This window comes from Dorea sp. AF24-7LB (genome assembly GCF_003478575.1).
In the GTDB taxonomy this organism is placed as follows: Bacteria; Bacillota; Clostridia; order Lachnospirales; family Lachnospiraceae; genus Dorea_D; species Dorea_D hominis.
On record NZ_QUFR01000015.1, the window covers coordinates 30,660 to 56,954 of the forward strand.

Annotated in this window: 24 protein-coding genes; 16 read left to right on the forward strand and 8 right to left on the reverse strand. The window is 39.8% G+C overall.

Annotated elements, in window-relative coordinates:
• Window positions 1-246: 246 nt before the first annotated feature.
• Window positions 247-975, forward strand: a complete 729-nt coding sequence (locus DWY31_RS12445) for a hypothetical protein (protein ID WP_118520771.1) — start codon at window positions 247-249, stop codon at window positions 973-975.
• A 263-nt stretch (window positions 976-1,238) separates the two neighbouring features.
• Window positions 1,239-2,666 (forward strand): rhodanese-like domain-containing protein, encoded by a 1,428-nt coding sequence (locus tag DWY31_RS12450; RefSeq protein ID WP_118520773.1) that lies wholly within the window; start codon window positions 1,239-1,241, stop codon window positions 2,664-2,666.
• Between the two features lie 82 nt (window positions 2,667-2,748).
• Here DWY31_RS12450 and DWY31_RS12455 read toward each other — a convergent pair whose 3' ends face one another.
• The 3 genes from DWY31_RS12455 to DWY31_RS12465 are packed head-to-tail and all read right to left on the reverse strand — an operon-like array spanning window position 2,749 to window position 4,517.
• Window positions 2,749-2,994, reverse strand: a complete 246-nt coding sequence (locus DWY31_RS12455) for a hypothetical protein (RefSeq protein ID WP_117538510.1) — start codon at window positions 2,992-2,994, stop codon at window positions 2,749-2,751.
• Window positions 2,995-2,998: 4 nt separating this feature from the next.
• Window positions 2,999-4,114, reverse strand: a complete 1,116-nt coding sequence (locus DWY31_RS12460; protein WP_117538511.1) for a M56 family metallopeptidase — start codon at window positions 4,112-4,114, stop codon at window positions 2,999-3,001.
• A gap of 7 nt (window positions 4,115-4,121) precedes the next feature.
• A complete protein-coding gene (locus tag DWY31_RS12465; protein ID WP_242993006.1) occupies window positions 4,122-4,517 on the reverse strand; it encodes a BlaI/MecI/CopY family transcriptional regulator in 396 nt (131 codons plus the stop codon).
• A 174-nt stretch (window positions 4,518-4,691) separates the two neighbouring features.
• Between DWY31_RS12465 and DWY31_RS12470 the strand changes: the two genes are divergently transcribed.
• Both DWY31_RS12470 and DWY31_RS13960 read left to right on the forward strand, forming a co-directional pair.
• Window positions 4,692-5,546 carry a hypothetical protein gene (locus tag DWY31_RS12470; protein ID WP_117538513.1) on the forward strand — a complete coding sequence of 285 codons (855 nt, stop codon included), beginning with the start codon at window positions 4,692-4,694 and terminating at the stop codon, window positions 5,544-5,546.
• 13 nt (window positions 5,547-5,559) lie between these two features.
• Window positions 5,560-5,724, forward strand: a complete 165-nt coding sequence (locus DWY31_RS13960) for a hypothetical protein (protein WP_021860271.1) — start codon at window positions 5,560-5,562, stop codon at window positions 5,722-5,724.
• Between the two features lie 534 nt (window positions 5,725-6,258).
• Here DWY31_RS13960 and DWY31_RS12475 read toward each other — a convergent pair.
• Window positions 6,259-7,419: an ROK family transcriptional regulator gene (locus DWY31_RS12475; RefSeq protein ID WP_118520775.1), complete on the reverse strand. Its 1,161-nt coding sequence runs from the start codon at window positions 7,417-7,419 to the stop codon at window positions 6,259-6,261.
• Window positions 7,420-7,679: 260 nt separating this feature from the next.
• On the opposite strand from DWY31_RS12475, the gene DWY31_RS12480 reads away from it, so the two are divergent.
• Window positions 7,680-8,456, forward strand: a complete 777-nt coding sequence (locus tag DWY31_RS12480; RefSeq protein WP_021860268.1) for an SDR family oxidoreductase — start codon at window positions 7,680-7,682, stop codon at window positions 8,454-8,456.
• Between the two features lie 81 nt (window positions 8,457-8,537).
• Here DWY31_RS12480 and DWY31_RS12485 read toward each other — a convergent pair whose 3' ends face one another.
• From DWY31_RS12485 to DWY31_RS12495, 3 genes are read right to left on the reverse strand one after another with little or no spacing between them, the layout of a single operon-like run.
• Window positions 8,538-9,959 carry a HAMP domain-containing sensor histidine kinase gene (locus DWY31_RS12485; RefSeq protein WP_118520777.1) on the reverse strand — a complete coding sequence of 474 codons (1,422 nt, stop codon included), beginning with the start codon at window positions 9,957-9,959 and terminating at the stop codon, window positions 8,538-8,540.
• Between the two features lie 23 nt (window positions 9,960-9,982).
• Complete coding sequence (locus DWY31_RS12490) at window positions 9,983-10,687, reverse strand: response regulator transcription factor (RefSeq protein WP_021860266.1); 705 nt, start codon at window positions 10,685-10,687, stop codon at window positions 9,983-9,985.
• A gap of 30 nt (window positions 10,688-10,717) precedes the next feature.
• Window positions 10,718-13,093: an endonuclease MutS2 gene (locus DWY31_RS12495; protein ID WP_118520779.1), complete on the reverse strand. Its 2,376-nt coding sequence runs from the start codon at window positions 13,091-13,093 to the stop codon at window positions 10,718-10,720.
• Window positions 13,094-13,210: 117 nt separating this feature from the next.
• Between DWY31_RS12495 and DWY31_RS12500 the strand changes: the two genes are divergently transcribed.
• The 11 genes from DWY31_RS12500 to DWY31_RS12555 all read left to right on the forward strand — a co-directional run bounded on the left by DWY31_RS12500 (window position 13,211) and on the right by DWY31_RS12555 (window position 25,584).
• Complete coding sequence (locus tag DWY31_RS12500; protein WP_118520781.1) at window positions 13,211-14,482, forward strand: S1C family serine protease; 1,272 nt, start codon at window positions 13,211-13,213, stop codon at window positions 14,480-14,482.
• Between the two features lie 19 nt (window positions 14,483-14,501).
• Window positions 14,502-15,443 (forward strand): 3'-5' exoribonuclease YhaM family protein, encoded by a 942-nt coding sequence (locus DWY31_RS12505; protein WP_021860263.1) that lies wholly within the window; start codon window positions 14,502-14,504, stop codon window positions 15,441-15,443.
• A gap of 54 nt (window positions 15,444-15,497) precedes the next feature.
• Complete coding sequence (rlmD, locus tag DWY31_RS12510; RefSeq protein WP_118520783.1) at window positions 15,498-16,958, forward strand: 23S rRNA (uracil(1939)-C(5))-methyltransferase RlmD; 1,461 nt, start codon at window positions 15,498-15,500, stop codon at window positions 16,956-16,958.
• A gap of 365 nt (window positions 16,959-17,323) precedes the next feature.
• Window positions 17,324-17,593: a hypothetical protein gene (locus tag DWY31_RS12515; RefSeq protein ID WP_118520785.1), complete on the forward strand. Its 270-nt coding sequence runs from the start codon at window positions 17,324-17,326 to the stop codon at window positions 17,591-17,593.
• 434 nt (window positions 17,594-18,027) lie between these two features.
• Window positions 18,028-18,255 carry a helix-turn-helix domain-containing protein gene (locus DWY31_RS12520; protein ID WP_118520787.1) on the forward strand — a complete coding sequence of 76 codons (228 nt, stop codon included), beginning with the start codon at window positions 18,028-18,030 and terminating at the stop codon, window positions 18,253-18,255.
• Window positions 18,256-19,329, forward strand: coding sequence for a DNA cytosine methyltransferase (locus tag DWY31_RS12525; RefSeq protein WP_118520788.1), 1,074 nt, complete (start codon window positions 18,256-18,258; stop codon window positions 19,327-19,329).
• Window positions 19,322-20,554: a DNA cytosine methyltransferase gene (locus DWY31_RS12530; RefSeq protein ID WP_118520790.1), complete on the forward strand. Its 1,233-nt coding sequence runs from the start codon at window positions 19,322-19,324 to the stop codon at window positions 20,552-20,554. Before DWY31_RS12525 ends, DWY31_RS12530 begins: the two co-directional genes overlap by 8 nt.
• A gap of 13 nt (window positions 20,555-20,567) precedes the next feature.
• Window positions 20,568-22,442, forward strand: coding sequence for a hypothetical protein (locus DWY31_RS12535; RefSeq protein ID WP_118520792.1), 1,875 nt, complete (start codon window positions 20,568-20,570; stop codon window positions 22,440-22,442).
• Window positions 22,443-22,454: 12 nt separating this feature from the next.
• A complete protein-coding gene (locus tag DWY31_RS12540; RefSeq protein WP_243060585.1) occupies window positions 22,455-23,900 on the forward strand; it encodes an LlaJI family restriction endonuclease in 1,446 nt (481 codons plus the stop codon).
• Between the two features lie 252 nt (window positions 23,901-24,152).
• The gene (locus DWY31_RS12550) at window positions 24,153-24,398 is read left to right on the forward strand and encodes a hypothetical protein (protein WP_118520798.1); all 246 of its coding nucleotides are present in this window, start codon (window positions 24,153-24,155) and stop codon (window positions 24,396-24,398) included.
• Between the two features lie 13 nt (window positions 24,399-24,411).
• Window positions 24,412-25,584 carry an AlbA family DNA-binding domain-containing protein gene (locus DWY31_RS12555; protein WP_118520800.1) on the forward strand — a complete coding sequence of 391 codons (1,173 nt, stop codon included), beginning with the start codon at window positions 24,412-24,414 and terminating at the stop codon, window positions 25,582-25,584.
• Between the two features lie 254 nt (window positions 25,585-25,838).
• On the opposite strand, the gene DWY31_RS12560 is transcribed toward DWY31_RS12555, so the two are convergent.
• On the reverse strand, window positions 25,839-26,295 hold a 457-nt coding region (locus tag DWY31_RS12560), incomplete at its 5' end, for a phage major capsid protein (RefSeq protein ID WP_147364905.1).

Below are 26,295 nucleotides of genomic sequence, written 5' to 3' on the forward strand. Positions count from 1 at the left end.
CTTTTTGATAATAAAATTTGCATACAAAAGTTGTGAAATAAGTTGAAAAGATGCTTTGATAGTGCTAAACTCCTATAAAAGCATCTTTTTCTTTTGCGCTTTTGAAGCGTGTCTTATTCATATCTAAAGTATCTGAAAGGAATTCATGCTTTTAAATTTCACTAATAGCAGCAGGAGTCCTTGAGGTACTTAAAAGACCGCACAAATTTCTTGTGAAGGACTCATAATCAAAGAAGGGAGAAATTCATGAGAAAAAACAGAGAGTACAAAAGCGATGTGTTTTCCATGTTAATGGAAAGCAAAGAAAATGCGCTGGAAGACTGGTTGAAAGATAATGACAAAGATTTATTCAGCAGAAGGCAAATACAGATACCGACACCGCACTTTATTGTATTTTATAATGGGATGCAAAAGAAACCGGAATACGAAGAAATGAGATTGTCGGATTCTTTTTACCACAAAGCACAGGAACCACAGATAGAGATCATCTGCAAGGTTTATAATATCAATCCGGAAAATAATCAGAAGTTGAAAAAGAAATCAACAGTGCTGGAGGGATATACATACTTTGTGGAAAAAGTAAGAGAGAATCAAAGACAGCAAATGAATCTGGAAGAGGCAGTTGACAGTGCGATACATGATTGTATAGATCATCATGTATTGGAAGATTTTTTCAGGAGAAGAAAGGATGAAGTAAAGAAAATGACACATCTGGATTACACATGGGAAAAGCGGGAAAGGTTAATACGCATGGAAGAATATGCAGATGGCGAAGCGGCTGGACTGCGTGAAGGCAAAGCTGTCGGAATACGTGATTCTCTACTGGAACTCTTACAGGAGTTTGGCGATATACCGGAAGCACTTCAAACCCGGATTGAATCAGAAAAAGATTTGCAGTTTTTAACAAGCTGGTTGAAAGTCGCCGCGAGAGCGGACTCCCTGGAAGAATTTCAAGAGAAAACAGGACTGCTGTGATGGTGGTATGAGTAAATAAAGTGAAGAAGCACCCACAAAACCTGCCACTGGCAGCTTCTTTCGGATGCAATAGATGTTTTAGAAAAGATAGTGTCGTAGTACCGATTAAAAAAATCGTTACTGCGACACTTTTTTTATATAAGTTATCTATAATACTTATATTAATTTCGAATTTGTTTTCCAACCACACCTTCTGTAGAATGGAGCTAAGAACTATTGGCGCAAAATAACATTATAACCAGAAGGAAAGGAAGGAAAAAGTATTGAAAAATCAAGCAAAACGAGTGCTGATGTTTGGACTGATGATAGCAGTAGCATTGTCTATGTTATTGCCAAATGTCAGTGAGGCAGCAGCGAAGAAACCGGCAGCAGTAAAGGCTAAGACAGTGAAAGTCTACAAGAGCACCAGCAACACGAAGACAGCAACCGTGAAAGTAAAATGGAAGAAAGCAAAAAATGCGAAGAAATACCGCGTTGCTTACAAAGCAAAGGGCAAAAAGAGCTGGAAGAAAGTGACAACCAAAAAGACAGCGGTCACATTAAAGAATCTGAAAGGAAATACAAAGTATTCTGTAAAAGTACGCAGTCTGAATGGCAAGAAGTACAGCAAATATAGTAAGACAAAGACATTTAAGACAAAGAAACTGGTGAAGAAGCCATCAAAACCGGATGAGCCGAAACCGCCGATTGACGAGAAACCGGAATTAAAAATTGATAAATCTGAAGTAACATTGTATGTAAAAGATGGATATACAGCGACAGTAACAGCAAGTGGAATCGATACAGACAAGCTGACATGGGAGTCTTCCGATGAAGCAGTTGCAACTGTAGAAAAGGGTGTGATCACACCGGTAGGAGAAGGAAAAGCAGTGATCAGTGTATCTGGAGAAGACCAGAAAAAAGAGTGTCAGGTTACTGTAAAATCCAGCGCATATCAGTATGTTACAGCGAAAGATGTACTTACGTCACTTGCATCCGGTAACAGCGAATACGAATTGATCGACGTGCGCCAGAACATAGATAAGAGCGGACTGGACATGGGTTCTTATACAAAAGCACATGTGATCAGCGCACTTGGTGCCCCGATGATGTCTGATGAATACGATTACCTTGCAGCTGATCAATGTGTAGAGAATCTGAAGAAAGTGGGCTTGTCCAATGAAAACGGTAAAAAACATGTATTTATCTGCTATTATGGTGGCGAAATTGCACAAATTGGAGTAAAAGTCGCAAGAAGTCTGATGGGAATCAACAATGATGACATCTATATCTTGGAAAGCGGACAGTGGTCTATGGATCCGGAATGGTCATCCATGGCAAAGAATCCATATGAAGCGCCACAGTATCTTATCGGAATGGGAACATTGAAAACAGGAGAAGCAGTGCAGACTATGACAAAGAGTCAACTTACAACAGCAATGACAGGAGAGATCAAGATCTGTAACGTACTGGATGTTCGTGTAAAAGCAGATTACGATGCAGGTCATATCGACGGAGCTGTGTCAGCATCTGTAAAAGAAAATGACGGAAGTGCATTGAAAGAAGAAGTGCAGAAAGCCGGAAAGACCTCTGTATTCGTACTTGTCGGAGATGGACAAGGCGAAGACGTAGCAGAAGCATATCAGAAAATGCTTGGTTACGGAGTAGCAACTAATCAGATCGTAGTACTTGACGGCGGTATGAGTAAATAAAATGAATAAGCAATTTTAAACAGCTCCCCGGTACAGTAGTGTATCGGGGAGCTGTCTTTGAAAATAGGATGAATTGAAGTTACTAAGCCTTAACCCACTTGCCAATCCATTTATGAGTCGTTTTATTGTATTTCCGCTTGTACAGAACACCATTTACTGTTTTATATCTCCACTCGATAACATCACCACGTCTTGGAGAGATAGAGATTTTCTGAGGCGTTGCCGTATAAGTGGAATGAGTAATATTTGTGGAAGCCTGCGTAGTACATGGTGCAAATAAGCTAAATACTAATAGATAAACTGGAATTAATTTGACTCTTTTTTTCATATATTTATTGCTCCTTTATCTGAAAATCGGTCATTTCCTCAGGGATATGATCTAAAGTTGTTAAATATTTTCCATCTACATATAAATCATAATTTGAAGAATGTTTGGGATGGATGAAGTAAGCATTTTCTGAAGTGATAGCCATAACGCCTTCGGGATCTGGGAAAACTAACTCTGTCACGAATACAAAAGAAAATATCAACAATATAGTGATAAATGCTGACTGAAAAATTCGGGATATATTTTTTCGTTTTTCATCAGTAAAATCTGTTGTGATAAATTTGATTCGTGTTCGCAAATTAGATGGACTCTTTCCAACAAAGTTCATGGATAATGCATGGTGTGCACATTGCCTGTAATGTACAGTCTTTGCAGTGGACACAATTAAATTGGCATATTGGATATGTTCTTTTCGGCTGCTGTTCTGCAGGATTGCCTGATCGTTGGAAACTTCCATAAAGAGTGTATACTCTTTTTTTAGAAGATAGATCAATGGATTCCACCAGTGAATACAGCAGACGACATCTACCAGTAACGTGATCCATAGATCATGTTTTTTATAATGCATGAGTTCGTGTTTGAAAACATATTCCAGTTCTGTGTCGGTAAAAGAAATATCCGGTAATAGTAATGTTGGTGTGCAAAGTCCGGTAATAGCCGGAGAAATAGTATCCGGCAGCACGGCAATGCGGATATTGTCAGTTGTATAGTGCGATGCCAGTTCATATAAGTGATGATACTCGGCAGTGTCTTTTACTTCAAATCCCTTTATATAGTTATTCAATCTTATCTTGCTGATCAATAGCCGGATTAATTGAATAACAGCACCAATAAAAACAATGCGATATAGGATATCTAAAATACTCCATCCATGAAATGGTGTGGTATCATATAGAAATCCGATTAACGTTGGCAAAATATGTTCTGATCGAAGTGTGTAAGTAAAAGGAAAATTCAAGGGAACTGCCATGCGCAGAAGAATCAATATGATTCCAATAAATACAAAGCGTTTTCCCTGTGCAAAAAATGTCTTTTTCCTATATAAAACATAATAAAAATACACGGTTAAAATCATACTTGTCGTCAGACAAGTAAGAAATGGTCCGAGAGAAAGTTCCATAAATTGCTTATTGCTCCTTTTTCAGTTCTTCTTTTTTCTTAGCAATTAACTGTTCTAATTGCTCTAATTCTTCGGCGTCCGTCTCCGCGTCTATCAATGAAGCGAAGAGAGCGAAGGGGGAAGATCCAACAATGTCTCTGAATGATTCATTGAAATATTCTTCTTTTGAAACACATGGTGTATAGCTTCGTGTCAATACGGTTCCGCTATATACAATATCTGCGACTTTGATATATTCTGCTTTCATCAGTGCCCGCAGACAAGCCTGTATGGTATTGATGTTCAAAGAAGGATTACTCTTTTCAATATCAGAGGCAATCATAGGGGTTGGACTGTTCCATAAGATCTTCATGATTTCCAGTTGCTTTTTAGTAAGCTTTTGCTTTTTAAATTTTTTCATCATGTCGTCCTCCTAAGTTGTTGCCTGTTCATGCTATAACGCAAAAGAGAAATTAAGTCTATAGGTAAAAAGTAATAAAAATATAAAATAATAATTTATTGACAAATTAAAAAAATAATGATACTGTAAACAAAACAAAAACGGATCCGAAAAATAAAGACAAAAGGAGAAAATGTTATGAAGAAAAGAATTGTATCGTTAGCATTAATTGGCGTATTGACAGGGGCATTAGTGTTTGGAGCATCTGTAAATTCCACAACGGTATATGCACAGGAATCAGATAATCAAGAAGTGCTTGAAAACGATAACGAAATATGTGACAATGAATCTGATGAAGATATTGTATTTAGCGCGGCTAAAGCTGCTGCAAATACATATACAAGAGAAGTATCAGAATACGATATGCTTAAAGCGGCTCAAAAAGCATCAAATGTTGAATTGAAAAATAATGGGTTTACAGAAGCGGATATTATAGCACTGAAAAAACCATTGAAAGGAAAAGAACACTATGGAAAAGTGACGTATACGATAAGCTGTTTAAAATTTACGCCTAAAAAAGATCAAACGGATTTAAAAACAAAAATGACATGGTCATGGAGCAAGGAACCAGCGGCATTAGTAACAGATATTGCGGCTACGACAACCAGTGAAAATTTTACAAAGGATTCTTCAAGTGCTACGGTTAAATATTATAAATACGGACATAAAGACCAGGGGGTAACTTCTCAGAATGCAATTGTAAAAACTAAAGATGCTGGAAGAGGTGTATTTACACGAATTACAATGGGAAAAAACTGGGATACAGATAAAAAAAGATATAAAAATGTAGCTATGGCTGGCAGCATTACAACATCATGGAGTATTGGAAAAAAGGTAACACAGGTAGGTATTGCGTCAAATTATGGTCATATAGTTGTATCAGCTGCGCCAACTCCGTCAGTATCGTTCGGAGGAGGTGCGTCAATTAGTTTTGCTCCGAAATTGGTATGCAGAAGTGGAGATGAAGCATATAAAAAGGTAGTTCAAAAATAAAGAGGTGAAGAAAATGAAAGGATGGTTATTGCTAGTGGTATCGATTTTTACTGCTGGTATTGGAATGCTTGTAGTAGGACTCCCGGGTGGAGAATTAACAGATGCAGCATTGATGGGAGGCGCAATTATTGGTTTCTTGGCACCGTCAATTGTGTATTTGGGAAATCATCTGAAATAAAAATGTGCTATATTTATAATTTAATTGGTTATCACGTTAGCAGTGCTTTTGATCCTTGCTGGGATTAACCTGGCAAGAAACAGCACATTTCCATAATTATATAAAATGCACAAAAATCACAAAACTTCCCATTTTATGTCACAAAATGGGAAGTTTTGTGGTTACTATATATGTAGAGGTTACAAGCGGAGTATGCGCTGGGGAAACTAAGGTATGAAGAAGAATCGGAGGTACGTGTATATGTTAAAACCGGGATTAATACTTTTTTGTATAGCACTTATAACAGGAGGAATCGGATTCTTCATAGGAGGGGGAGCTTTCATGCTTCTTGGATATTTAACGCCGTTTTTGCTGTATATAGTTAATCATATAAAATAGTTGCAGTTGTGAGCTTTGGCATCACCTGCTTTTGTGCTGGATACACATTCGGCAAGGATAATCATAAACCACAAAAATAACCGCCCCAGTCTGACAAACTAAGCGGTTACTTTTGTAATCATAAGTATGCGGATTAACCGTCTATCGGGAGTCCACTTAAATATCCTGCCTCAAATGAGCGACAAACTGCTCGGTGAAACTCTGAATATATGGAACTGCGGCGCCGATTGCTACGGCGTCTTTTTTGCATTTGCCGGAGAGAATGTAAGTAACATTGCTGTCGAATGTGGAGCGCGCGGCTACCTTTTCACGGATCAGATCGAGGTCCTCATCGGTGAAATAAGACGCAATGTGTCCGCCTAGAATGACCGGTGTTTCCAAAACCATGTGCAGGTTGTTGATCAGTACGGCAACATCGGAAAGATAGTGATCCAGACGAGCCAGGCAGTCGGAATCACCGGCTGCTTTTTTTTCAAAGAAGGTTTCCAGTTCCTGATGGATATCTTCGGCATCAGAACCTAACAGAGCATGACCGGAACAATAACATTCAGCGCAGCCTTTCTTGCCACAGTAACAGGTAAGTCCGTCCGGGACGAGCGTCATATGCTCGAAAGTACCGCTCTTTCCGGTAGCGCCGACCTGCAGTTTTCCGTCAATCAGCACGGCGCCGCCCAGATGCTGCCCAAGAGAAATGTAAATAGCATCAGTCAGAGAACGCCGCTCCCATAACTCGCTGTAGCAGGCACATTCCGCATCGTGAATGAGTTTGCATGGAAAACGAAATGCATTTGCAAAAGTATCCAGACGCAGTCCGGTACTGTTTAAGATCTCACCATAAGTAAAACTTTCTCCATCCGGGGAAATCAGTCCCTGTACACCAAGTCCGATGCCAAGCACCGTGTCTTCTTTGTAGTGATTGGTATTCATAAAGTTCCGCACGGTATCCTTCAGAGAAATGAAATAATCATCTGTCGGTGCAAAATCCAGAGAAATCTTCTCGCGTGCAATCACCTTTCCATATAAATTAAGTGCAACAATCGTCGCCCGGTGCGGTAGCAGTTCGATCCCGATCGCAATACGCGCAAGCGCTTCTACCTGATAGGCAACCGCACGGCGTCCGACCGTGGAATCCAGCCTTCCGCATGTCTTGATAAGAGAAGCATCCAGAAGTGTGTTCAAATGTTGGGATACCGTTGGAAGACTGATACACAGCTCATTTGCGATCATCTGCTTCGGGCAGGACGGATGCTGGTAAATAAATGAGTACACATCCGACAAATTCTTTAATTTTATATCTGTAAGTGTGAAAAAATCCATAATCTAGTCCCCTATTTTACAAAATCAATTAATAAAAAGATATAAGACAAGTATACATAATAAAAGCGCAATCGTCCAGAGACAGATTGAGATTGTAAGTATTTCACAAATTCGAGGGTAAAAGATTGTGAAGTTTACAGTATTGTATATTTTCTTTAAGTAGGCTATTCTGTAAATACATTATATAAAACGATTTTATAAAATAAAATTATAAAATGATTCAAAACGTAAAAACACACTATAAATAAGGAGGAATCATCATGGGAATTATTGAGAAAATGAGACTGGATGGAAAGAAAGGTTTTGTAACAGGAGCAGCAAGAGGAATCGGTAAATGTACCGCAACTGCATTTGCAGAGGCAGGAGCTGATGTGGCAATCGTTGACCTTGATATCGAGGAAGCAAAGAAGACAGCGGCAGAATTGGCTGAGAAGACAGGAAGAAAAGTCATTGCGATCCAGACAGACTGCACGAACAAAGAGCAGGTTGACGAGATGGTAGAGACAGTTGTAAAGGAACTTGGCGGACTGGATTTCTGTCATAACAACGCAGGTATCTGCATCAACGCGCCGGCAGAAGAGATGACTTATGAGCAGTGGTCAAAGGTTATTAACATCAACCTGAACGGTATTTTCTTAACAGATATCGCAGCAGGAAAATATATGCTGGCTCACGGCGGCGGATCTATCATCAATACTGCATCCATGTCTGCACATATTGTTAATGTCCCACAGCCACAGTGTGCATACAATGCATCTAAAGCAGGTGTGATCCAGTTGACAAAATCTCTCGCGATCGAGTGGGCAAAACGCGGTGTGCGTGTCAACTGCATCAGCCCTGGATATATCGGCACAGAACTGACACTGAACTCTCCGACACTGATTCCGCTGATCGAGAAATGGAACGAGATGGCGCCACTTGGAAGAATGGGTAAACCGGAAGAACTGGAATCCATTTGTGTATATCTGGCAGGTGATACAAGCACATTTACAACCGGATCTGATTTCGTGATCGACGGAGCATTTACATGTTTCTAAACATAGAATATAGGAGAATACAGATATGAGTGGCACAAATAGCAGAGAAATTGACTTGTTTTTATAAGTCAGTTTCTCTGCCTATTTGCTCGTTTCAGATGATTTCGGCAGGGAGAAGATAAATTCTGTTCCGACACCTTCTGTGCTGATAACGTTGATATTTTCTCCATGAGCCTGTATGGCTTCTTTGACGATGGCAAGACCGAGTCCGGTTCCTTTCTTATCTTTGCCACGGGAAAGATCAGTTTTGTAAAAACGTTCCCAGATCTTATTCAGTGCATTTCGCGGAATACCGATACCGTAATCTTTGACAGACGTGTAAACTTTATCGCCACGCTCGGTTGTCTCGATCGTAATGGAAGAATCCTGATCACTGAATTTGATCGCATTATCGATCAGATTATAAAGAACCTGCTGGATCTTCCTCTTGTCTGCAAAGATATAGAGATGTTTGGTTGCGAAAAGAAGTTCAATCGAAATCTTCTTCTGGGTGCAGCGCCCTTCAAAGGAAGCGGCTACGTTTTTGATTATCTCATGAATATCAAATGACACTTTATCTAACAGAAGATGTTCCGTATCAAATTCATTCAACGTCAGAAGATCGTGCGTCAAATCCGTCAGACGCTCTGTCTCAAATAAAATGATTTTCAGATATTTTCCCTGTAATTCCGGCGGGATCGTACCATCTGCCATCGCTTCCACATAGCCTTTGATGGAGGTCAGCGGAGAACGGAAATCATGGGAGACATTTGCAACAAATTTCTTCTGGTAGTCTTCCATATCCCGAAGCTGGGAAGACATATAGTTGAGGGATGCGGAAAGGTATCCCATCTCGTCTTCGGTGTTGACAGGTATCTCGTAATCCAGATTGCCGGAAGCATACTGCTTGGCGGCTTCCGTGATCTTGCTGAGCGGCCGGTAAACGAAAAACTGGAACGCCAGCAGAATCATAAAGGACAGAATGTAGATGACGAGAAAGCACGTATAAGCTGCATTCAGAAGATAATGCTGTGTCTCGGAAACACTGCTCAAGTCTTTGTGGATGATCAAATATCCCTGAGAAGTATAGTTACTGTTCACTGGTGCAATGACCGTGAGTACATCTTCATTAAAGTAACCGTGGTAATCACTGACCTCATATTGGTTATTGCCAATTTCTGCCGGATCAAAGTTCGCAATTCTGGTCGGAGCGGAAGGAAAATCACCGGAGGATGCCGAGGTCAGCACTTTGCCGTTGCGGTCAACAAACCAGCATGCAGCATTCAGATGCGATTCGATACCGGACAGTTGCAGATGAACATCGTTGAGCGTAATATTTCCATAAAAATATTGCGGCAGGTAATTCGTTGCAATGATATTCGCTTCCTGATGAACGGATGAACCGGTGTTGGCTGTCAGCGGATCACTGACTAAGCCAGAGCCGAGTGTTGCGATCGTAAAAAGGCTCAGGAAACCGAAAATGATATATACAATAACAAATTTCAAATATAATGTACTTTTCATGTAGTGCCTCTGTGGTTTATTTCTTATTTTACTTCAAATTTGTAACCAATACCCCAGACAGTAGCAAGTCCCCATGTAGCATGATCTTTGATCTTCTCGCGGAGACGTTTGATATGTACGTCTACTGTACGGGTATCGCCAATGTATTCATATCCCCAGATCTGATCCAGAAGCTGCTCTCTTGTGAATACCTGATTCGGAGAAGCAGCAAGGAAATAGAGAAGTTCCAGTTCCTTTGGCGGCATATCGACAGTCTGGCCATCCACAATAACCGAATAGTTGGTAAGGTTAATGGAAATGCCCGGATATTCGACACGCTTACTTTTGTCTTCCACCGGAGATTCCATCTTCTGTCCCGGTTGGTAGCGACGGAGAACAGCTTTTACACGGGCAACCATTTCTTTGGAATCAAATGGTTTCATAATATAATCATCAGCGCCCATTTCCAGCCCAAGTACTTTGTCAAAAACCTCGCCTTTGGCAGACAGCATAATGATCGGTGTGTTCGATCTTGCACGGATCTCACGGCAGACCTGATAGCCGTCAATGCCCGGAAGCATGAGATCCAGAAGCATCAGATTCGGCTGGTAAGTGTCAAATGCGACAAGTGCTTCTTCACCGTCATGGACCATCATCGTGTCAAAACATTCTTTTGTTAAATATAAGGAAATCAGTTCGGCGATATTTTCATCATCGTCTACGATTAAAATTTTCTGTTTATTTACCATATAAAATAGTCTCCCTTCGTTCGCAGTGTTCTATCTGAGTTCTGCGATTGTAACTCCGGCGTCACCTTCTCCGAAAGCACCGAGCCGGAAGGATTTGACATGTTTCTGGCGCTTCAGGTATTTGTGGATGCCCTGACGCAGTGCACCGGTTCCTTTTCCGTGGACAATGCGGACAGAGCTTAAATGTGCAAGGCTCGCGTCATCCAGATATTTGTCCAGTTCAGCGACCGCTTCATCGACTGTCTTACCGAGTAAATTGATCTCAGTAGCAACGGTAAGTGATTTGTTCATCTTGATCTTGCCTTTGCCGGTACGCTTCGCTGTCTTTTGAAGATAGTTCGGCTTCTCGTCGATGATCTCCAAATCGGAAATGTTTACTTTGGAGCGTAAAATTCCCATCTGTACATCCAGATTGCCCTTTGCATCCGGAAGAGATACAACCGAACCGGTAAGATTCATGCTCAGAACCTTAACCGATTCGCCAAGTTTGAAATCTGACGGTTTGTATTGTTTCTTCGGTTTCGCTGGTTCTGGTGTCATGCCGGAACGGGTTTTCGCCATCTTCTTGCGGAGACGTTCACGTTCTTTCTCCATCTCGGCGGCAGAAATATTCGCCTTGCCGAATTTGTGGAAATTTCGCATTGTCTCATCGGCAGTCTCTTTGGCATCTTCCAGAATAGCATGTGCTTTTTCATTTGCCTCACGTAAAATACGGTCTCGCTGGGCTTCTAACTTCTCCTGCTTCTGGGAGGTTTCCATTTTCAGGCGTTCGATCTCACGCTTGTAAGCAGCGATCGTCTCACGCTCTTTGTCCAATGTCTTACGGCTCGTCTCCAGATCTGTCAGAATGTCCTCGAAAGATTCATCCTGTTCGGTCAGATGTGTCTTCGCATCTTCGATGATGTAATCCGGAATCCCCAGTCTGGAAGCGATAGCAAAAGCGTTACTTTTTCCAGGAATGCCGATCAGAAGCCTGTAGGTCGGGCGGAGCGTCTCAACGTCGAACTCACAGGACGCATTTTCCACGCCCGGCGTAGACAGTGCATAGACTTTCAGTTCGCTGTAATGCGTTGTTGCCATCGTGCGGATGCCGCGGCTGTGAAGATGATTCAAAATAGAAGTCGCAAGTGCTGCACCTTCGGTCGGATCAGTTCCGGCACCCAGCTCATCAAAAAGAACGAGAGAGTGTTCGTCTACCTGTTTCAAAAAGGAAACGATATTCGTCATATGAGAAGAGAATGTACTGAGGCTTTGTTCAATGCTCTGCTCGTCTCCGATATCGGCATATACATCATGAAATACGGCAAGCTCGGAACGGTCCAGTGCCGGAATGTGAAGCCCTGCCTGTCCCATCAGAGTAAAAAGGCCAACGGTCTTAAGCGAAACCGTCTTACCACCGGTATTCGGTCCGGTGACAATGAGAAGATCAAATGTATCCCCCAGTGTAAGCGTGATCGGAACGACATTTTTCTTATCTAAAAGGGGATGTCTTCCTTCCCGGATGTGGATTCTTCCTTCCGTGTTAAAAATCGGCTGGCTCGCATTCATATCAAGTGCAAGCGCACCCTTTGCGAAAATAAAATCAAGCTGACGCAGGATTGTATAACAGGTGTGGATTTCCGTTGTATATTCGGCAGCGTCTGCACTCAGACGTGCCAGAACCTTCTGAATCTCTTCCTGCTCCTGCCCATATAATTCTTTTAAATCGTTATTCAGTTTTACGACAGCCATCGGTTCAATGAAAAGTGTAGAACCGGTTGCAGACTGATCGTGGATCATACCGGAAACCTGGCTGCGGTACTCAGCTTTGACCGGGATGCAATAGCGGTCGCCACGCATCGTAATGATCGGATCCTGTAAATAAGTGCGGAGAGATCCATTTACCATATTGGAAAGAGTGGCGTGTACTTTGTCATTGATCTGGTTCATTGCCCGGCGGACATGTTTTAATCCTGGACTGGCATCGTCACTGATTTCATCCTCGTCGATAACGCAGCGGCGGATCTCATTTACCAGAATGGTTACCGGATTGAGCTGTTCAAAATAGCCGTCCAGACAATCTTCCATCTCATCGGCATTGTCATGTCTGCCATAAGCTCTTGCACGACCGGCAGTCTCTAATAATTTGCAGATGCGGAGAAGTTCCCCGCTTCCGAGCACTCCGCCGATCTCTAGTCGGCGGATGGAATCGTTGACCGGATTGCAGCCGCTAAAAGACGGGCGTCCCTTCTTCACGATCCTTGTAAAAGCGGCCGCAGTCTCATCCTGCGCGCTCCTGATGGCAGAAATGTCTGTCATCGGTTTCAGTCTTCTGCACAGTTCTTTTCCACTGAAAGAAGAGGCATGTTCTATTAATTGTTCGATAATTTTGTTATATTCCAGTTTTGCTAATGTTTTCTTATTCATAATTCTCACCTGGATATATTCTACCTTATTTGCAGGATAAAGAAAAGGATAAATATTGAACATTTGCAGGTGATACGCTATACTAGAAAAAGGATTGCGAAGGAGACGCGAAGACCTATGGATGAGCAAAAAAGACAGCAAGAAGAATCAGAAATGAACGAGACTCCGGAGTATTCTTTTTTACAGGAAGTCATCAAAGATGAAGTGGGTGGCACAGGAAAGCGGAAGAAGAGAATTCTGCGTAAGATAGGCGTGGGAATTTTTATCGGACTGGTTGCCTGCTTTACTTTTAGTGTGTTCAAACCATGGGTGGAAAGCAGAATGTCCGGCGATCCGGATGAAGTGACGATTCCAAGAGACACGAAGCAGACTGCAGAAAATGAAACAGACAGATCCGGGAAAGATGGAAACGGACAGAAGAAAGATAATTACAGCAAGTCTGTGAAGTCATTAAGTGATGTTGCGAAGAAAGGAAAGAAAAGTGTAGTATCGCTTCTTGTACTGACGGGTGCAACGATTGGCAATAAAGAGTTTGTCAGTGAGAGTCAGTCGGTATCCGGTGTCCTGATCGCAGACAACGGGCAGGAACTTCTGATCCTGGGACCGACGATGGAAGTGGGAGAAACACAGCAGATCCAGGCAACATTCTGTGATGGAAAAAAGTATCGGGTTACAGAGAAGAAGAGCGATGCGAATCTAGAACTGACGATTTACGCAGTGAAGGAATCACAGCTGGAAGAAAAGACGGCAAAGAGTATCCGGCTTGCAGCGCTTGGCAGTTCCTATGAGGTGAAGAAGGGTGACACCACCGTGTTGCTTGGTATGCTTTTCGGGCAGGGCGATGCAGTGGGATATGGTGTGCTGAGATCCAGTACCGAGAAAGCAGAGTGGGCTGATGGTACATATCATATTCTGGGAGCAGAGCTTGCCGGATTTACCGGAGGCAGTGGTATTATGTTTAACCGGCAGGGAGAAGTGGTTGGAATTATCTGTGATGCGGCAGGCGAAGATGCGAAAGAAGAACTGATGCATGCATATGCGATTTCAGACATCAAAGATGTTATGCAGTTTCTGGCGAACGGAGAGAGCGTTCCGTACATCGGAATCCATGCAACGGATGTGTCCGAGAATATAGCGGAAGATCGCGGGATTCCAAGAGGAATCTATGTAGATAAAGTAGAAGCAGATTCTCCGGCGATGCGTGCCGGTATCCAGAGCGGGGATGTGCTGACTGCGATAGGAGGAACAGATATAGAGAATTTTGAACAGTATCATGAACTTTTGATGGAAGAAAAAGAAGGCACACATTTGTTGATCAAAGGTTACAGACGCGGTGCGAAAGATCAGTATGTTGCTGTGCATTTTAATGCTACAGTGGGAAATAAATAATAGAAAGAGGCTATAAAATATGAGATATATCAACACATTAGTAGAAGGCGAAACCATCCGAAATATTTATCTGTGCAAAGGAAAAAGAAGCGCAGAGACAAGAAACGGGAAGCCATATGACAATCTGATCCTGCAGGATAAGACAGGAACACTGGACGGAAAGGTCTGGGATCCGAATTCTAATGGAATCGCAGACTATGATGAGATGGATTTTATCGAAGTATTTGGCGATGTGATCAGTTATAATAACAATCTGCAGCTCAATATCCGTCAGATCCGTAAGGCGTATGAAGATGAGTATGTGGCAGCAGACTACATGCCGACAACCGAGAAAAGCACAGACAGTATGTTTGAAGAACTGATCGGATATGTGAAGAAGATCGATAATGACTATCTGCGTCAGGCGGTAGAGTATTATTTTGTAAATGATGAAGCATTTATCAAGACATTTGTCGGACATTCTGCAGCAAAGACCGTTCATCATGGATTTGCCGGAGGACTTCTGGAACATACATTAAGCGTCGTGAAAATGTGCGAATACATGGTGAGTGCATATCCGATTCTCAACAAAGATCTGCTATATGCTGCAGCCATTTGTCACGATATCGGAAAGACAAAAGAATTGTCACCGTTCCCGACAAATGATTATACAGACGATGGACAGCTGCTTGGACATATCGTGATCGGTGTGGAGATGATCTCTGATGCAGTCAGAAGTATTCCGGGATTTCCGGAGCAGTTGGCAAGTGAATTAAAGCACTGTATCGTTGCGCATCATGGAGAATTAGAGTATGGTTCACCGAAGAAACCTGCGCTGGCAGAGGCACTGGCACTGAATTTCGCAGATGCAACCGATGCGAAGATGCAGACACTGACGGAACTTTTCAAAGACAAGAAGAACAATGACTGGCTTGGATACAACCGGTTATTTGAATCCAATCTGAGAAAGACGATTGTGTAGGAAAATAAAATTACAAAGATGCAGCGATAAGATTCAATTTAAGTGGAGAAAGATATGCAAAAAAACAATGTTGTAACAGTTACAATTGAAGATATCGGCGTAAATGGAGAGGGCATAGGCAAAGTTGATGGCTATACCCTCTTTATTAAAGATGCCATGATCGGAGATGTGATCGAAGCGAAAGTCATGAAAGCGAAGAAGCACTATGGCTATGCGAGATTACAGAAGATCCTGACGTCGTCCGAGGCGAGAGTGAAGACACCGGCATGTCCGATGGCGAGAAAATGTGGTGGCTGTCAGATTCAGGAAATGAAATATTCGGCGCAGCTTGCATTTAAAGAGGGAAAAGTGTGCGGCAATCTGGAACGGATCGGTGGTGTGCCAGCGGAGCTTTTAGATGAGATCATGGAGCCGGTTGTTGGGATGGAACGCGGCGAAACCGCAGAAGTTGCGGCTGCTGCGGGTACTGAAAAGGCAGGTGCAGCGGACTATCAGCCGTTCTGTTACAGGAATAAGGCACAGTTTCCAATCGGCACAGATAAAGAAGGACATGTGATTGCCGGATTTTATGCCGGAAGAACGCACAATATTATTTCAAATACAGACTGCATTCTTGGTGTTCCGGTAAATAAAGAGATTCTGGAGTGTATTCTTGCATTTATGGAAGAATACAAGATTCTATCTTATAATGAAGAAAAGCATACCGGTCTTGTGCGCCATGTGTTGATTCGTTACGGTTTCAAAACCGATGAGATTATGGTCTGTCTGATCTTAAATGGAGAAAAACTGCCGCACGCAGAAGTTCTTGTGGAGCGTCTGCGAAAAATTCCGGGAATGACAAGTATTACTGTTAATGTGAATCGTGCAAAGACGAATGTTATTATGGGAGATAAGATTAAACTTCTGTGGGGACAGACATTTATCACAGACTATATCGGAAATGTAAAGTATCAGATTTCACCACTGTCATTTTATCAGGTGAATCCGGTGCAGACAGAGAAATTATATGAGCTGGCGTTGGATTATGCAGACCTGACCGGTGAGGAAACGGTGTGGGATCTGTACTGCGGAATCGGAACAATTTCCCTGTTCCTTGCTCAGAAGGCAAAGCGGGTGTACGGTGTGGAGATCGTGCCGCAGGCGATTGATGATGCAAAAAATAATGCTAAGATTAACGGAATTAAAAATGCAGAATTTTATGTCGGAAAAGCCGAGGAAGTTCTGCCGGATTATTATAAAGAATATGCGAAGACGCACAATGGTGAGAAAGCACACGCAGATGTGATTGTTGTCGATCCGCCGCGCAAAGGCTGCGAGGAATCGCTGCTTCAGACGATTGTTGACATGCAGCCGGAGCGTGTTGTGTATGTCAGCTGCGACAGCGCAACACTCGCAAGGGATGTGAAGTTCCTGCGCGAGAAAGGCTACGAGCTTACGAAGGTGCGCGCGGTGGATCAGTTCCCTCATACGGTGCATGTGGAGAGCGTAGTTCTGTTGACTAAGGTACACAAGTAAAAGTGTAAAAAAGGCTTGAAATAAGGCAATTTCGATAGTTTTGGTTACTGGAAATAATACCGCAAAAAATGTCCTAAAAGCCTTGAAAAATCTAGGAAATTTTATGGTTGGATAGACAGGAATATTGAGATTGGGTCGATTATACAGAAGTGTTTACTTGTGATTTGCGAAAAATAAACGCAGTAATATGGAGCAAACGGAAGATGGTCCTAAAAGAAAGCAAACCAAGTACGGCTCTAAAAAGCATAATTAACACAGTTAGTTGATGAAAATTAGATGAATTTTTGTGTTCTATGTTACTTGATAATATAGAAGAAAAGAGTGATATATGGTAGTGCCAAAATAGTAACGGAGATATTATCTTTATGCTTTATTTAAGAACATCAGGTAAAAACGGAATAATCAGTCTTCATCCTTTGAACCCAGATGAAATGTATTATAAATGTGAAGTATGCGGGAATTTTTATGGCATTGATAATTTATCAGAATTTTCATTTGGGGATGATGTGTTTTTGAAGGAATATATATGTCCACAATGCGAAGCAGAGATAGAAGAAAATTATGAACTTGAACAAGAGGAAGAATTTCAATCCAGAATTGAAAAGGCTCTTAAAATGAATAATCTAATAAAATAGCCTATTTTCGCAAGAGGACTGAGTAGATGATTAAGAACAAGAAAAGACGCTATAATCATTGAAAAATAGTGCTATAACCGATTATGCATGAAATAGCCTAATAATTTCATGTGGAGATGGTAGTCTTGATGTCGAAGGTGAACCCTAACAAGTAAATATAGTGTAAAAAACAAAGGACTTTCTCAAAGACTAGCGTTAAAAGATATATGAAGTCTTGCGGAAAGTCCTTTTTTGATGCTTGCAGATAGCTGAGTGGGTATTGGTTTACTCAGCAGGGTTGACACTAGGAAATAAATAACAAGAAGTTGAACCCTAGAGGGGTTCAGTCTTAAATATATAAAGGGCGAAATATTTTATTTCTCCATTGATAAAAATGATTTCTCTATATATAATATAAATTGGGTTTGATTATGCATCTGAATCGGAGGAAAGAGATGGAAGTAAGCTATAATAAATTATGGAAATTAATGATTGATAAAGGAATGCCCAATAAGAGTGATTTGAGAAAAGTTACGGGTATTGGGACAAATACACTTGCAAAGTTAAGTAAAAATCAAGTTGTTAGCATGGAAGTGCTAATGAAAATATGTTCAAGTTTAGATTGCGATATTTCTGATATTTGTGAGTTTAAACAAGAAAAACTAACGGAGGATAACAAATAAATGAATGCAATAGATTTATTCGCAGGATGCGGTGGATTATCGAAAGGATTTATGGATGCGGGATTTGATATCATTGTTGGCGTTGACAATGACCAAGATGCCCTTAACACATTCGCACTTAACCATAATGGTGCAAAGCCGTTGAATGCAGATTTATCCAAGCAGGAAACGTTTGATGAGATAAAGAAAATAGCTAGAGATAAAACAATAGATGTAATTATTGCAGGACCACCTTGCCAGGGATTTTCATTAACAGGACCTCGTAATTTTGATGACGAGAGAAATAAATTATATCTAGCTGTAATTGAAATGGTAAAACAGTATAAGCCTAAAGCTTTTATTATTGAGAATGTTCCAGGAATGGCAACTTTATATAAAGGTCAAATCAAGGAAGAAATTCTCAAGAGATTTCGAGATATGGGATATAATATTGATTGTGAAGTATTAAAAGCCTGTGATTATGGAGTGCCACAGATGAGAAAACGTCTGATTTTTATGGGAATTAGAAAAGACTTAGGAGAACCTTGTTTTCCAGAAGCTCAGTTTGGCCCGGGAACAGATAGACCTTATCGTACTTGCCGTGAGGCAATATCGGATTTACCTACAAGAAATAATGAATTAGGCACGAACGAAGATGTTTATTCGCAAGATGCAGTTACAGAGTATCAGAAAATGATGAGGAAGAACTGTATGGTTCTTTCAAACCATGTTGCAACAAATCATAAAGATTTTGTGAAAGAAACTATCGCATTAGTTCCGGAAGGTGGTAATTATAAGGACTTGCCTGCAGGGGTTGGAGAGAGCAGAAAATTTCATATGGCTTGGACACGATTGGATGGTAATGCTCCGGCACGAACTGTAGATACAGGACATAGAAATCTTTTTCACTATGAATTGAACCGTGTCCCAACTGTAAGAGAAAGTGCAAGAATTCAATCATTCCCAGATGATTTTGTGTTTACAGGAACCAGAACAAAGCAAGATAGACAGGTTGGAAATGCGGTTCCACCTTTGTTAGGTGAAGCATTAGGAAAAGCTATACTAGAAATTATAGGAGAGAAAAATAATGGCTAAGATTAAAGCAATCGACTTATTTGCTGGATGTGGGGGCCTTATGGATGGCTTTGAACAATCAGGGCATTACGATACTATTGCAGCAGTTGAATGGGAAAAGGTGCCATGTCAAAATCTCGAAAACAGATTAAGAACAAAATGGAAGTATTCGGATGCGGATCAGAGAGTCCTAAGGTTTGACATACAAAGAACTGATGATTTATTTAAAGGGTGGACTGATGATCCAGTCTATGGTTCATCTATAGGCTTGGATAAACTCATTGAAGATGCAGATGGGATTGATGTGATTATTGGTGGACCTCCATGTCAGGCATATTCGATTGCAGGAAGAGTACGGGACGAACATGGAATGAAAAATGACTACAGAAATTACCTTTTTGAAAGTTATATAAAGGTTCTTGAAAGATATAAACCTAAAGCATTTTTATTTGAAAATGTCCCAGGGATATTAAGTGCAAAACCTGGAGATAGGCCGATAATTGATATTATTCAAGAGAGTTTTGAAACAGTTGGCTATCATATCATGAAAGATTTGAAAAAAGCTGTTATAGATTTTACTGAGTATGGGGTTCCTCAGAATCGTAAGAGAGTAATCATTTTTGGTGTGCGAAAAGATTTATTTAAAGAAAATAGTGAGGAAATTGTGAAATCTTTCTATTTTTCTGTTTTGTCAAAATATAAATCTTCTAGAAAAATAACGGTAAGAGAAGCTATTGGTGATTTGCCTAAATTATACCCACAGGAAGAAGACTCGAAATATAATGGGGCTAGAACAAGACATTCATTACCAGATCCCATGGTTGCAAATCATGTAGCTAGATGGCAGAGTGATCGAGATGTTGGGATTTTTAAACTTTTGACAGAGGATATTGAATCCGGAAGAAATAAATATGTATCGATTTCTGCACTAAAAGAATTATATACAAAGATGACAGGAAAGAATTCAAATGTTCATAAATATCATGTCATCAAGTGGGATGAACCAAGTAATTTAATACCTGCACATTTATATAAAGATGGATTAAGACACATTCATCCAGATTCATCACAATGCAGAACCCTTACGGTTAGAGAGGCCGCTAGACTGCAAACCTTCGCAGATGATTATATTTTTGAAGGTAGTAACATGGAACTATACAAAATGATAGGAAATGCAGTTCCATCACTTGCCGCAAAATGCTGTGCAAATGCAGTCTATGATATTCTCACAGAGAATGGGAATTAGGAGGTAATGAAAAGTGGCATACACTACAAACCAAGCATTAGAAACCCTAAATCGTTATCTAGGAATAACTGATGATGAAAAACAAATAATAGAGAATACAAAGCGCAGAGGGTTCGTATTCTCTTTGCCAAATGGTGAAAAGGCCGCAGTTTTTGTTTATCCCTTGGTTCATAAGCAAGATAATACAAAGAATTATTTTGATACAAGAGATAGTGGCGCTTATGAAAGAGGAGTAACATGGAATTATGCGATTACAAACAACATGAAATACTTTTGTATAGGTGTTAACGATACGGTAGACAAATATAATGATTATTCATTTAGTTTAGAGTGTAATGAATCTGATATTGAAAAAATATCAGGCACTTTAAATGGATCAAGAAATGGGCCTGGAAATCAAATAATTATTCCAAATGACTATGTGCCATCTAAGGGGATAGAACGTATTGCTAATAAACTAGGAATTTATATCACGGCAGTTCACAAGGATAATTTGTTAGATTACCTTACATATTATGACAATCGACCATATATGGAAAATTCTGCTTTGGCAAATTTAGATGAATTAGTTGTAGATGATTCATATGTGGAACGGGAAGATCCTTTTAAGACTGGTTACGAATCGCCATTTCCAAGAAACAGAATTCTTTTCGGTGCACCGGGAACTGGTAAGAGTTTTACTATCAATAGCGACCGCGTGAAGTTGTTAGGCAAGGACAATGAGGATGATTATGAACGTGTAACTTTTCACCCAGATTATTCTTATGCAAATTTTGTAGGAACATATAAACCGGTAATGATTGATGATTCTGCAGAGGTTATTTCTTTGGCAACAGAAAAAGATGTCTTGGCGGTATTAACTGATGAAACAAAGTCTGCACAAGAAAAGTATGATCAACTCTATGACAGATTCAAAGGTGATGGATTAACAAGACTTCCACTTTTGTTGGGGCTTTATACAGATGAAAGTTTCAAGACAAGAAAAGCTGATGGTTCAGACGCAGCAGGTGATAATAGTGTAGAACGCAATCATGGAAAGGCAATCAGACCATATGTAAATCTTTTAAAGCCATCAAGTGGCAAGAAGGATATTTCCTATGAATATGTTCCTGGACCTTTCATGCGTATGTATGTTAAGGCACTGAAGAATAGCAGAACGGATAATATTAAGCCATTCCTATTAATTATCGAAGAAATCAACAGAGCAAATGTAGCCGCTGTATTCGGAGACATTTTCCAGTTGCTTGATAGAGGTGATGATTTTGTCAGCGAGTATCCAATCCAGGCAACCGAAGATGTTAAAAAATATCTTGCGAAAGAACTGGGTGGGGATCCAAGTGATTATAATAAAATAAAAATTCCGGATAACATGTTTATTTGGGCAACTATGAATAGCGCAGACCAGGGTGTATTCCCAATGGATACAGCATTTAAGAGAAGATGGGATTTTACATATATCGGAATTGATGACAGCGATCAGGATCTCCAAGGCAAGTATGTATATCTTGCTGATGATAAATCCCAAAAAGTGGAGTGGAATAAGTTAAGAAAAGCTATCAATAATTTTCTTGCAAAAGAGAAGATTAACGAAGATAAACAGCTTGGACCTTATTTCATTTCAAGAAGCATTGTTGTACCTAAAGATGGTGACGAGATTAATAGAGATAGATTCATTAATACCTTTAAAAATAAAGTTATTATGTATTTGTTTGAGGATGCAGCAAAACAGAAGAGACCTAGATTATTTGAGGGATGTTTCCAAAATAGCAGCAGATACTCAGAAATTTGTAGAGAATTTGAAGCAAAAGGTGTCGGAATCTTTAATCATGACATTCAGTTAGATTGTGAAGTGGAGGATGTAAAATACGGTGATACCACACAAGAATAAGGAGGTCTGATTATGATCTCTGAATTTGTACGAGAACAAAAAAGATATACACAAAATGAATTGTGTCACATTTTAAAGTGCAGTGAAGAACATGCGATTCCGTTAATCAGAAAACTAAAGGAGTTCGGTGTATTAAAGGCTGTTAAGGCTTCTGATATTCAGAAAAATATGGCGGATCTGTTAGAAGAGGATATCGAGATGGTGGATGTAGAAGTAGGAGAAAATGAATATTTCTATGTGTTCACCTTCGTTGGAGTTATTGTTGTAGCCGGACGAGTTCTGAAATGTTATCCCAAATATCTTTTGAACGCAAAGGAACCTACGGATGAACTACGAAAGGTTATAAAGGTTTTGGAAAAATATAATGCCAAAGAACAGATTGTTCGTATGTTCAACGATAGCAGTGAAAGTAACTCATTTAATCTGTTGGCTGTGCTGTTATTTTTGTTACAGGATTACTTTGAAAATGATGCATATACCAATACAGAAGATATTATTGAATGCAATGGTTCTGGTGAAATACTGTGGGATAAGACTATTAATGAAACCTTTACTTTGCTTTCAGAGAACCGTCCGTATTATACAGAATTACAAACTCGTAAAAGAGTCACCAATGATTTTGATTATTTCAAGAGGCTCCATGAGTGTTTAGTAACGATGGCTTCAAAAGAACTCCAAGATGCAGAGTTACTTGATTTATTTGAGATGACAGGTGTTGATCTTACTGATGCAGAGTTGGATGATTTCGGGGATAAAGAATATATTTTATATCGAATTGAAAACGAACTTAATACTCAGTTCAACACAAGAAAACAGTTGGTTTTGAAGACAATGTATGCTTATATCGATAGAAGAGGAAGTCTCTACGATACAGAGTGCTTGTCATTATTTGGAACAAATAGCTTCAATCTGGTATGGGAAAAAATTTGTGCAGATATTATGGATAATCAGTTGGATGTCCCTCTTGGCATTTTAAAACTGCCTGTGCCATTGAAAGAAGGTTATAACAGAAGACAGAAGCTTATTGAATTAATCGAGAAACCATTGTGGACTATTACAGGAAAGTGTGCAAAAGATACATTGATACCAGATTTAGTTTCTATTTGTATGGTTAATGAACAGCATCAATTTATTATATTTGATGCAAAATATTATAATGCCCATTTGGAAAAGGGAATTGTTCCGACAGGACAGCCCGGCATAGAATCTATCACCAAACAGTATCTTTACCAATTGGCATATCAACAGTTTATTGAAGACCATAATTTCTCTTCTGTAAAGAACTGTTTTCTACTTCCAACAGAAAACAACGAGATAGAGGATAAGGGTGAAGTTCGAATGGAGATGCTTTCTAATTTGGGACTTCAAGATATAAAAACAAGGTTGATTCCTGCAACAATGGCATATGATTTGTACCTTTCAGGAAGAAAAATGGATATAGAAATTTTGGAATTGTAATGATTCAATAGGAGGTCGTGAAAATGAAGCAGATATGCTTGGGAACAATAATTACCCTAATATATCAAAGCCGCACACGAAGTGCAGATACAATCAAATCCATGTGTGGTGGCATTTTTGCGGCCTATGATTTGGATATAACGTCCTATAACAAAGAATTACCGAGTCACCTGAAAAGTGGACATGATCCTGTACCAAGTGAATTGATATCATCAGCGCGACTATTCTAAGCAATTAGAACGTTGTTATACTTTGCCAGAAGGACAGGAATTATGCGATATTGTTGCTACTGTTGGACAGGATAAGCAGAATGTTGTTTATTGCAGTTCACGAAGAAGTGTATTGGTTCAAGCTGTAAAATATGCGAAAAACATACCACTAAAGGATGATGAATCATTAAAATCACTTGCTGCAGAAATCAGAAAAGAGGTTCATGATGATTGCTATTCGGCTGATTTAATAGTGCGTGGTGTTGGAATTGTATCAGAAGAAAGGTGAAGAATAAATAGACATGGATTTCTTTGAAATAAGAAAAATCATACGTTTAAAACAGGAAGGCGGATACTGGGATTTCAAACGTGAATGGTATTCTCAAGATAAAAAAGCAGATTTATTACATGATATAATTTGCATGGCGAATAATTTAGAAAATAGAGATGCCTATATTATTATCGGAGTAGATGAAGAGAATGATTATTCACTGGTCGATGTGACTACAGACGTGAATCGTAAAAACACACAGAAAATGGTTGACTTTCTGCGAGATAAAAAATTCGCAGGTGGTGTTCGTCCAATAGTATATGTTCAAGAAGTAAAATTGTCTGGAAGAGCAATAGATGTTATTGTAATAAAAAATAGTTATGAGACACCTTTTTATCTTACTGATAATTTTCAAGGAGTAATGGCTAATAATATTTATACAAGAATTATGGACAGTAATACTCCTAAAAACAAATCAGCAGACATTTTCCATATCGAATATTTATGGAAGAAACGATTTAGATTAATCACAACACCATTAGAGCGTATGAAATATTACTTGCAGTCTAAAGAAGATTGGGAAAACTCACCGACTAATTGGGAGTCAGAAAAGAAATATAATAAATATTATCCTGAATTTACGATAGAGTATACCTTGGACGATGATGGAAATGGATATCAGTATTATCTGTTCAATCAAACAGACAGCAGACCACATTGGAGAAAAATTAGGTTATATTATCATCAAACAATGTTGGAAGAGATAGAAGGTGTATCTCTTGATGGTGGACGATATTTTACACCGACACCTCTGACAGAAGGGATTTCTTTGACAAAATATCATCATTGGGATATTGTATATAAGTATTTTATTGCAGGAACATTGCGATATACGATATATAAGTTTTATTATGAACCTGATGGAGATGAAGAAACTCATGCACATAGATGTTTTGAGGAATGTGTATTAATTTTCAGTTCTGAAAGAGAAAAAGAAGAATTTAACAGATATGTGGTGAAGCATTGGAATAAGAAAGACAATTTCTCGTACGGAATTCATATTCCGTATATGCCACCGATTGAAGGATACATAATGGAAGAGTTTGAGAAAGAATATCGCAATGTGCAGATTTTGAAGAATATGCTAGAAAAATTTCGTTTGGAAAATGAGATGGAGGAAGATAGAGGAAGATATAACCAATGACGGGGGTATCAAATCTCTACAATCTGCCGATGGAAGACCGCTGCCTCCTCAAACGAGAATTTTCGCAGAATTAAGCAGGTGGGATACCCTGTTTGAGGGGAAAACGCAAGAAAGTCCAGAATATATAAGCGTTTTTTATAAAAAGTTTCGCCAGTTTATTTGTAAAAAAGGCTATATTTTGTGGCGAAAAAAGTAAATTTTAATAAGGAAAATATGTACACAGGGGTCGGCATACACCGGCTCCTGTTTGTATCTTACGCTATGGTAAATGTTTTGACTGCTTCTGGTCGGATGAGTTTTCCGTCAAGGTGTTCATGTGCTGCGAAACCTATAAGTCCTTCAATGGCATAACGTTCACGAAGAACTTTTACAGAAAGTGATCTTTGTTCCATAATCCAGTAGTAGGATAAATCTCCGAAAGAGATGGGTTTTGTCCCGGTTTCAATGTTTGGCATATATGGTGTGTTGATGACTGGTCTTCCGAAGATTGTATCATCACTATGTCTCCAGATATAACTGCCATTTGCATCTTTTATAGAACGAAGTGCAAGTGCTGTTTCATCATTCATTATCCATACGGAGTGTTTACGATATTCTGGTTTTACAGAAAGATATAATGCAACAATATCATCAAAACTGATATCTGTAGTAGTGTATATTCCATTTAAGTAGTGCATCTTTTCCAGAAATTCAGAGCACCTAAATCCGATA

Coding starts and splice junctions, on each gene's coding strand:
- rlmD (WP_118520783.1), top strand. CDS start 15,498: ATGCAAAAAAACAATGTTGTAACAGTTACAATTGAAGATATCGGCGTA.
- DWY31_RS12470 (WP_117538513.1), top strand. CDS start 4,692: ATGAAGAAAAGAATTGTATCGTTAGCATTAATTGGCGTATTGACAGGG.
- DWY31_RS12475 (WP_118520775.1), bottom strand. CDS start 7,419: ATGGATTTTTTCACACTTACAGATATAAAATTAAAGAATTTGTCGGAT.
- DWY31_RS12540 (WP_243060585.1), top strand. CDS start 22,455: ATGATCTCTGAATTTGTACGAGAACAAAAAAGATATACACAAAATGAA.
- DWY31_RS12455 (WP_117538510.1), bottom strand. CDS start 2,994: ATGAAAAAAAGAGTCAAATTAATTCCAGTTTATCTATTAGTATTTAGC.
- DWY31_RS12495 (WP_118520779.1), bottom strand. CDS start 13,093: ATGAATAAGAAAACATTAGCAAAACTGGAATATAACAAAATTATCGAA.
- DWY31_RS12485 (WP_118520777.1), bottom strand. CDS start 9,959: ATGAAAAGTACATTATATTTGAAATTTGTTATTGTATATATCATTTTC.
- DWY31_RS13960 (WP_021860271.1), top strand. CDS start 5,560: ATGAAAGGATGGTTATTGCTAGTGGTATCGATTTTTACTGCTGGTATT.
- DWY31_RS12525 (WP_118520788.1), top strand. CDS start 18,256: ATGAATGCAATAGATTTATTCGCAGGATGCGGTGGATTATCGAAAGGA.
- DWY31_RS12445 (WP_118520771.1), top strand. CDS start 247: ATGAGAAAAAACAGAGAGTACAAAAGCGATGTGTTTTCCATGTTAATG.
- DWY31_RS12530 (WP_118520790.1), top strand. CDS start 19,322: ATGGCTAAGATTAAAGCAATCGACTTATTTGCTGGATGTGGGGGCCTT.
- DWY31_RS12465 (WP_242993006.1), bottom strand. CDS start 4,517: ATGATGAAAAAATTTAAAAAGCAAAAGCTTACTAAAAAGCAACTGGAA.
- DWY31_RS12460 (WP_117538511.1), bottom strand. CDS start 4,114: ATGGAACTTTCTCTCGGACCATTTCTTACTTGTCTGACGACAAGTATG.
- DWY31_RS12500 (WP_118520781.1), top strand. CDS start 13,211: ATGGATGAGCAAAAAAGACAGCAAGAAGAATCAGAAATGAACGAGACT.
- DWY31_RS12555 (WP_118520800.1), top strand. CDS start 24,412: ATGGATTTCTTTGAAATAAGAAAAATCATACGTTTAAAACAGGAAGGC.
- DWY31_RS12480 (WP_021860268.1), top strand. CDS start 7,680: ATGGGAATTATTGAGAAAATGAGACTGGATGGAAAGAAAGGTTTTGTA.
- DWY31_RS12490 (WP_021860266.1), bottom strand. CDS start 10,687: ATGGTAAATAAACAGAAAATTTTAATCGTAGACGATGATGAAAATATC.
- DWY31_RS12520 (WP_118520787.1), top strand. CDS start 18,028: ATGGAAGTAAGCTATAATAAATTATGGAAATTAATGATTGATAAAGGA.
- DWY31_RS12505 (WP_021860263.1), top strand. CDS start 14,502: ATGAGATATATCAACACATTAGTAGAAGGCGAAACCATCCGAAATATT.
- DWY31_RS12515 (WP_118520785.1), top strand. CDS start 17,324: ATGCTTTATTTAAGAACATCAGGTAAAAACGGAATAATCAGTCTTCAT.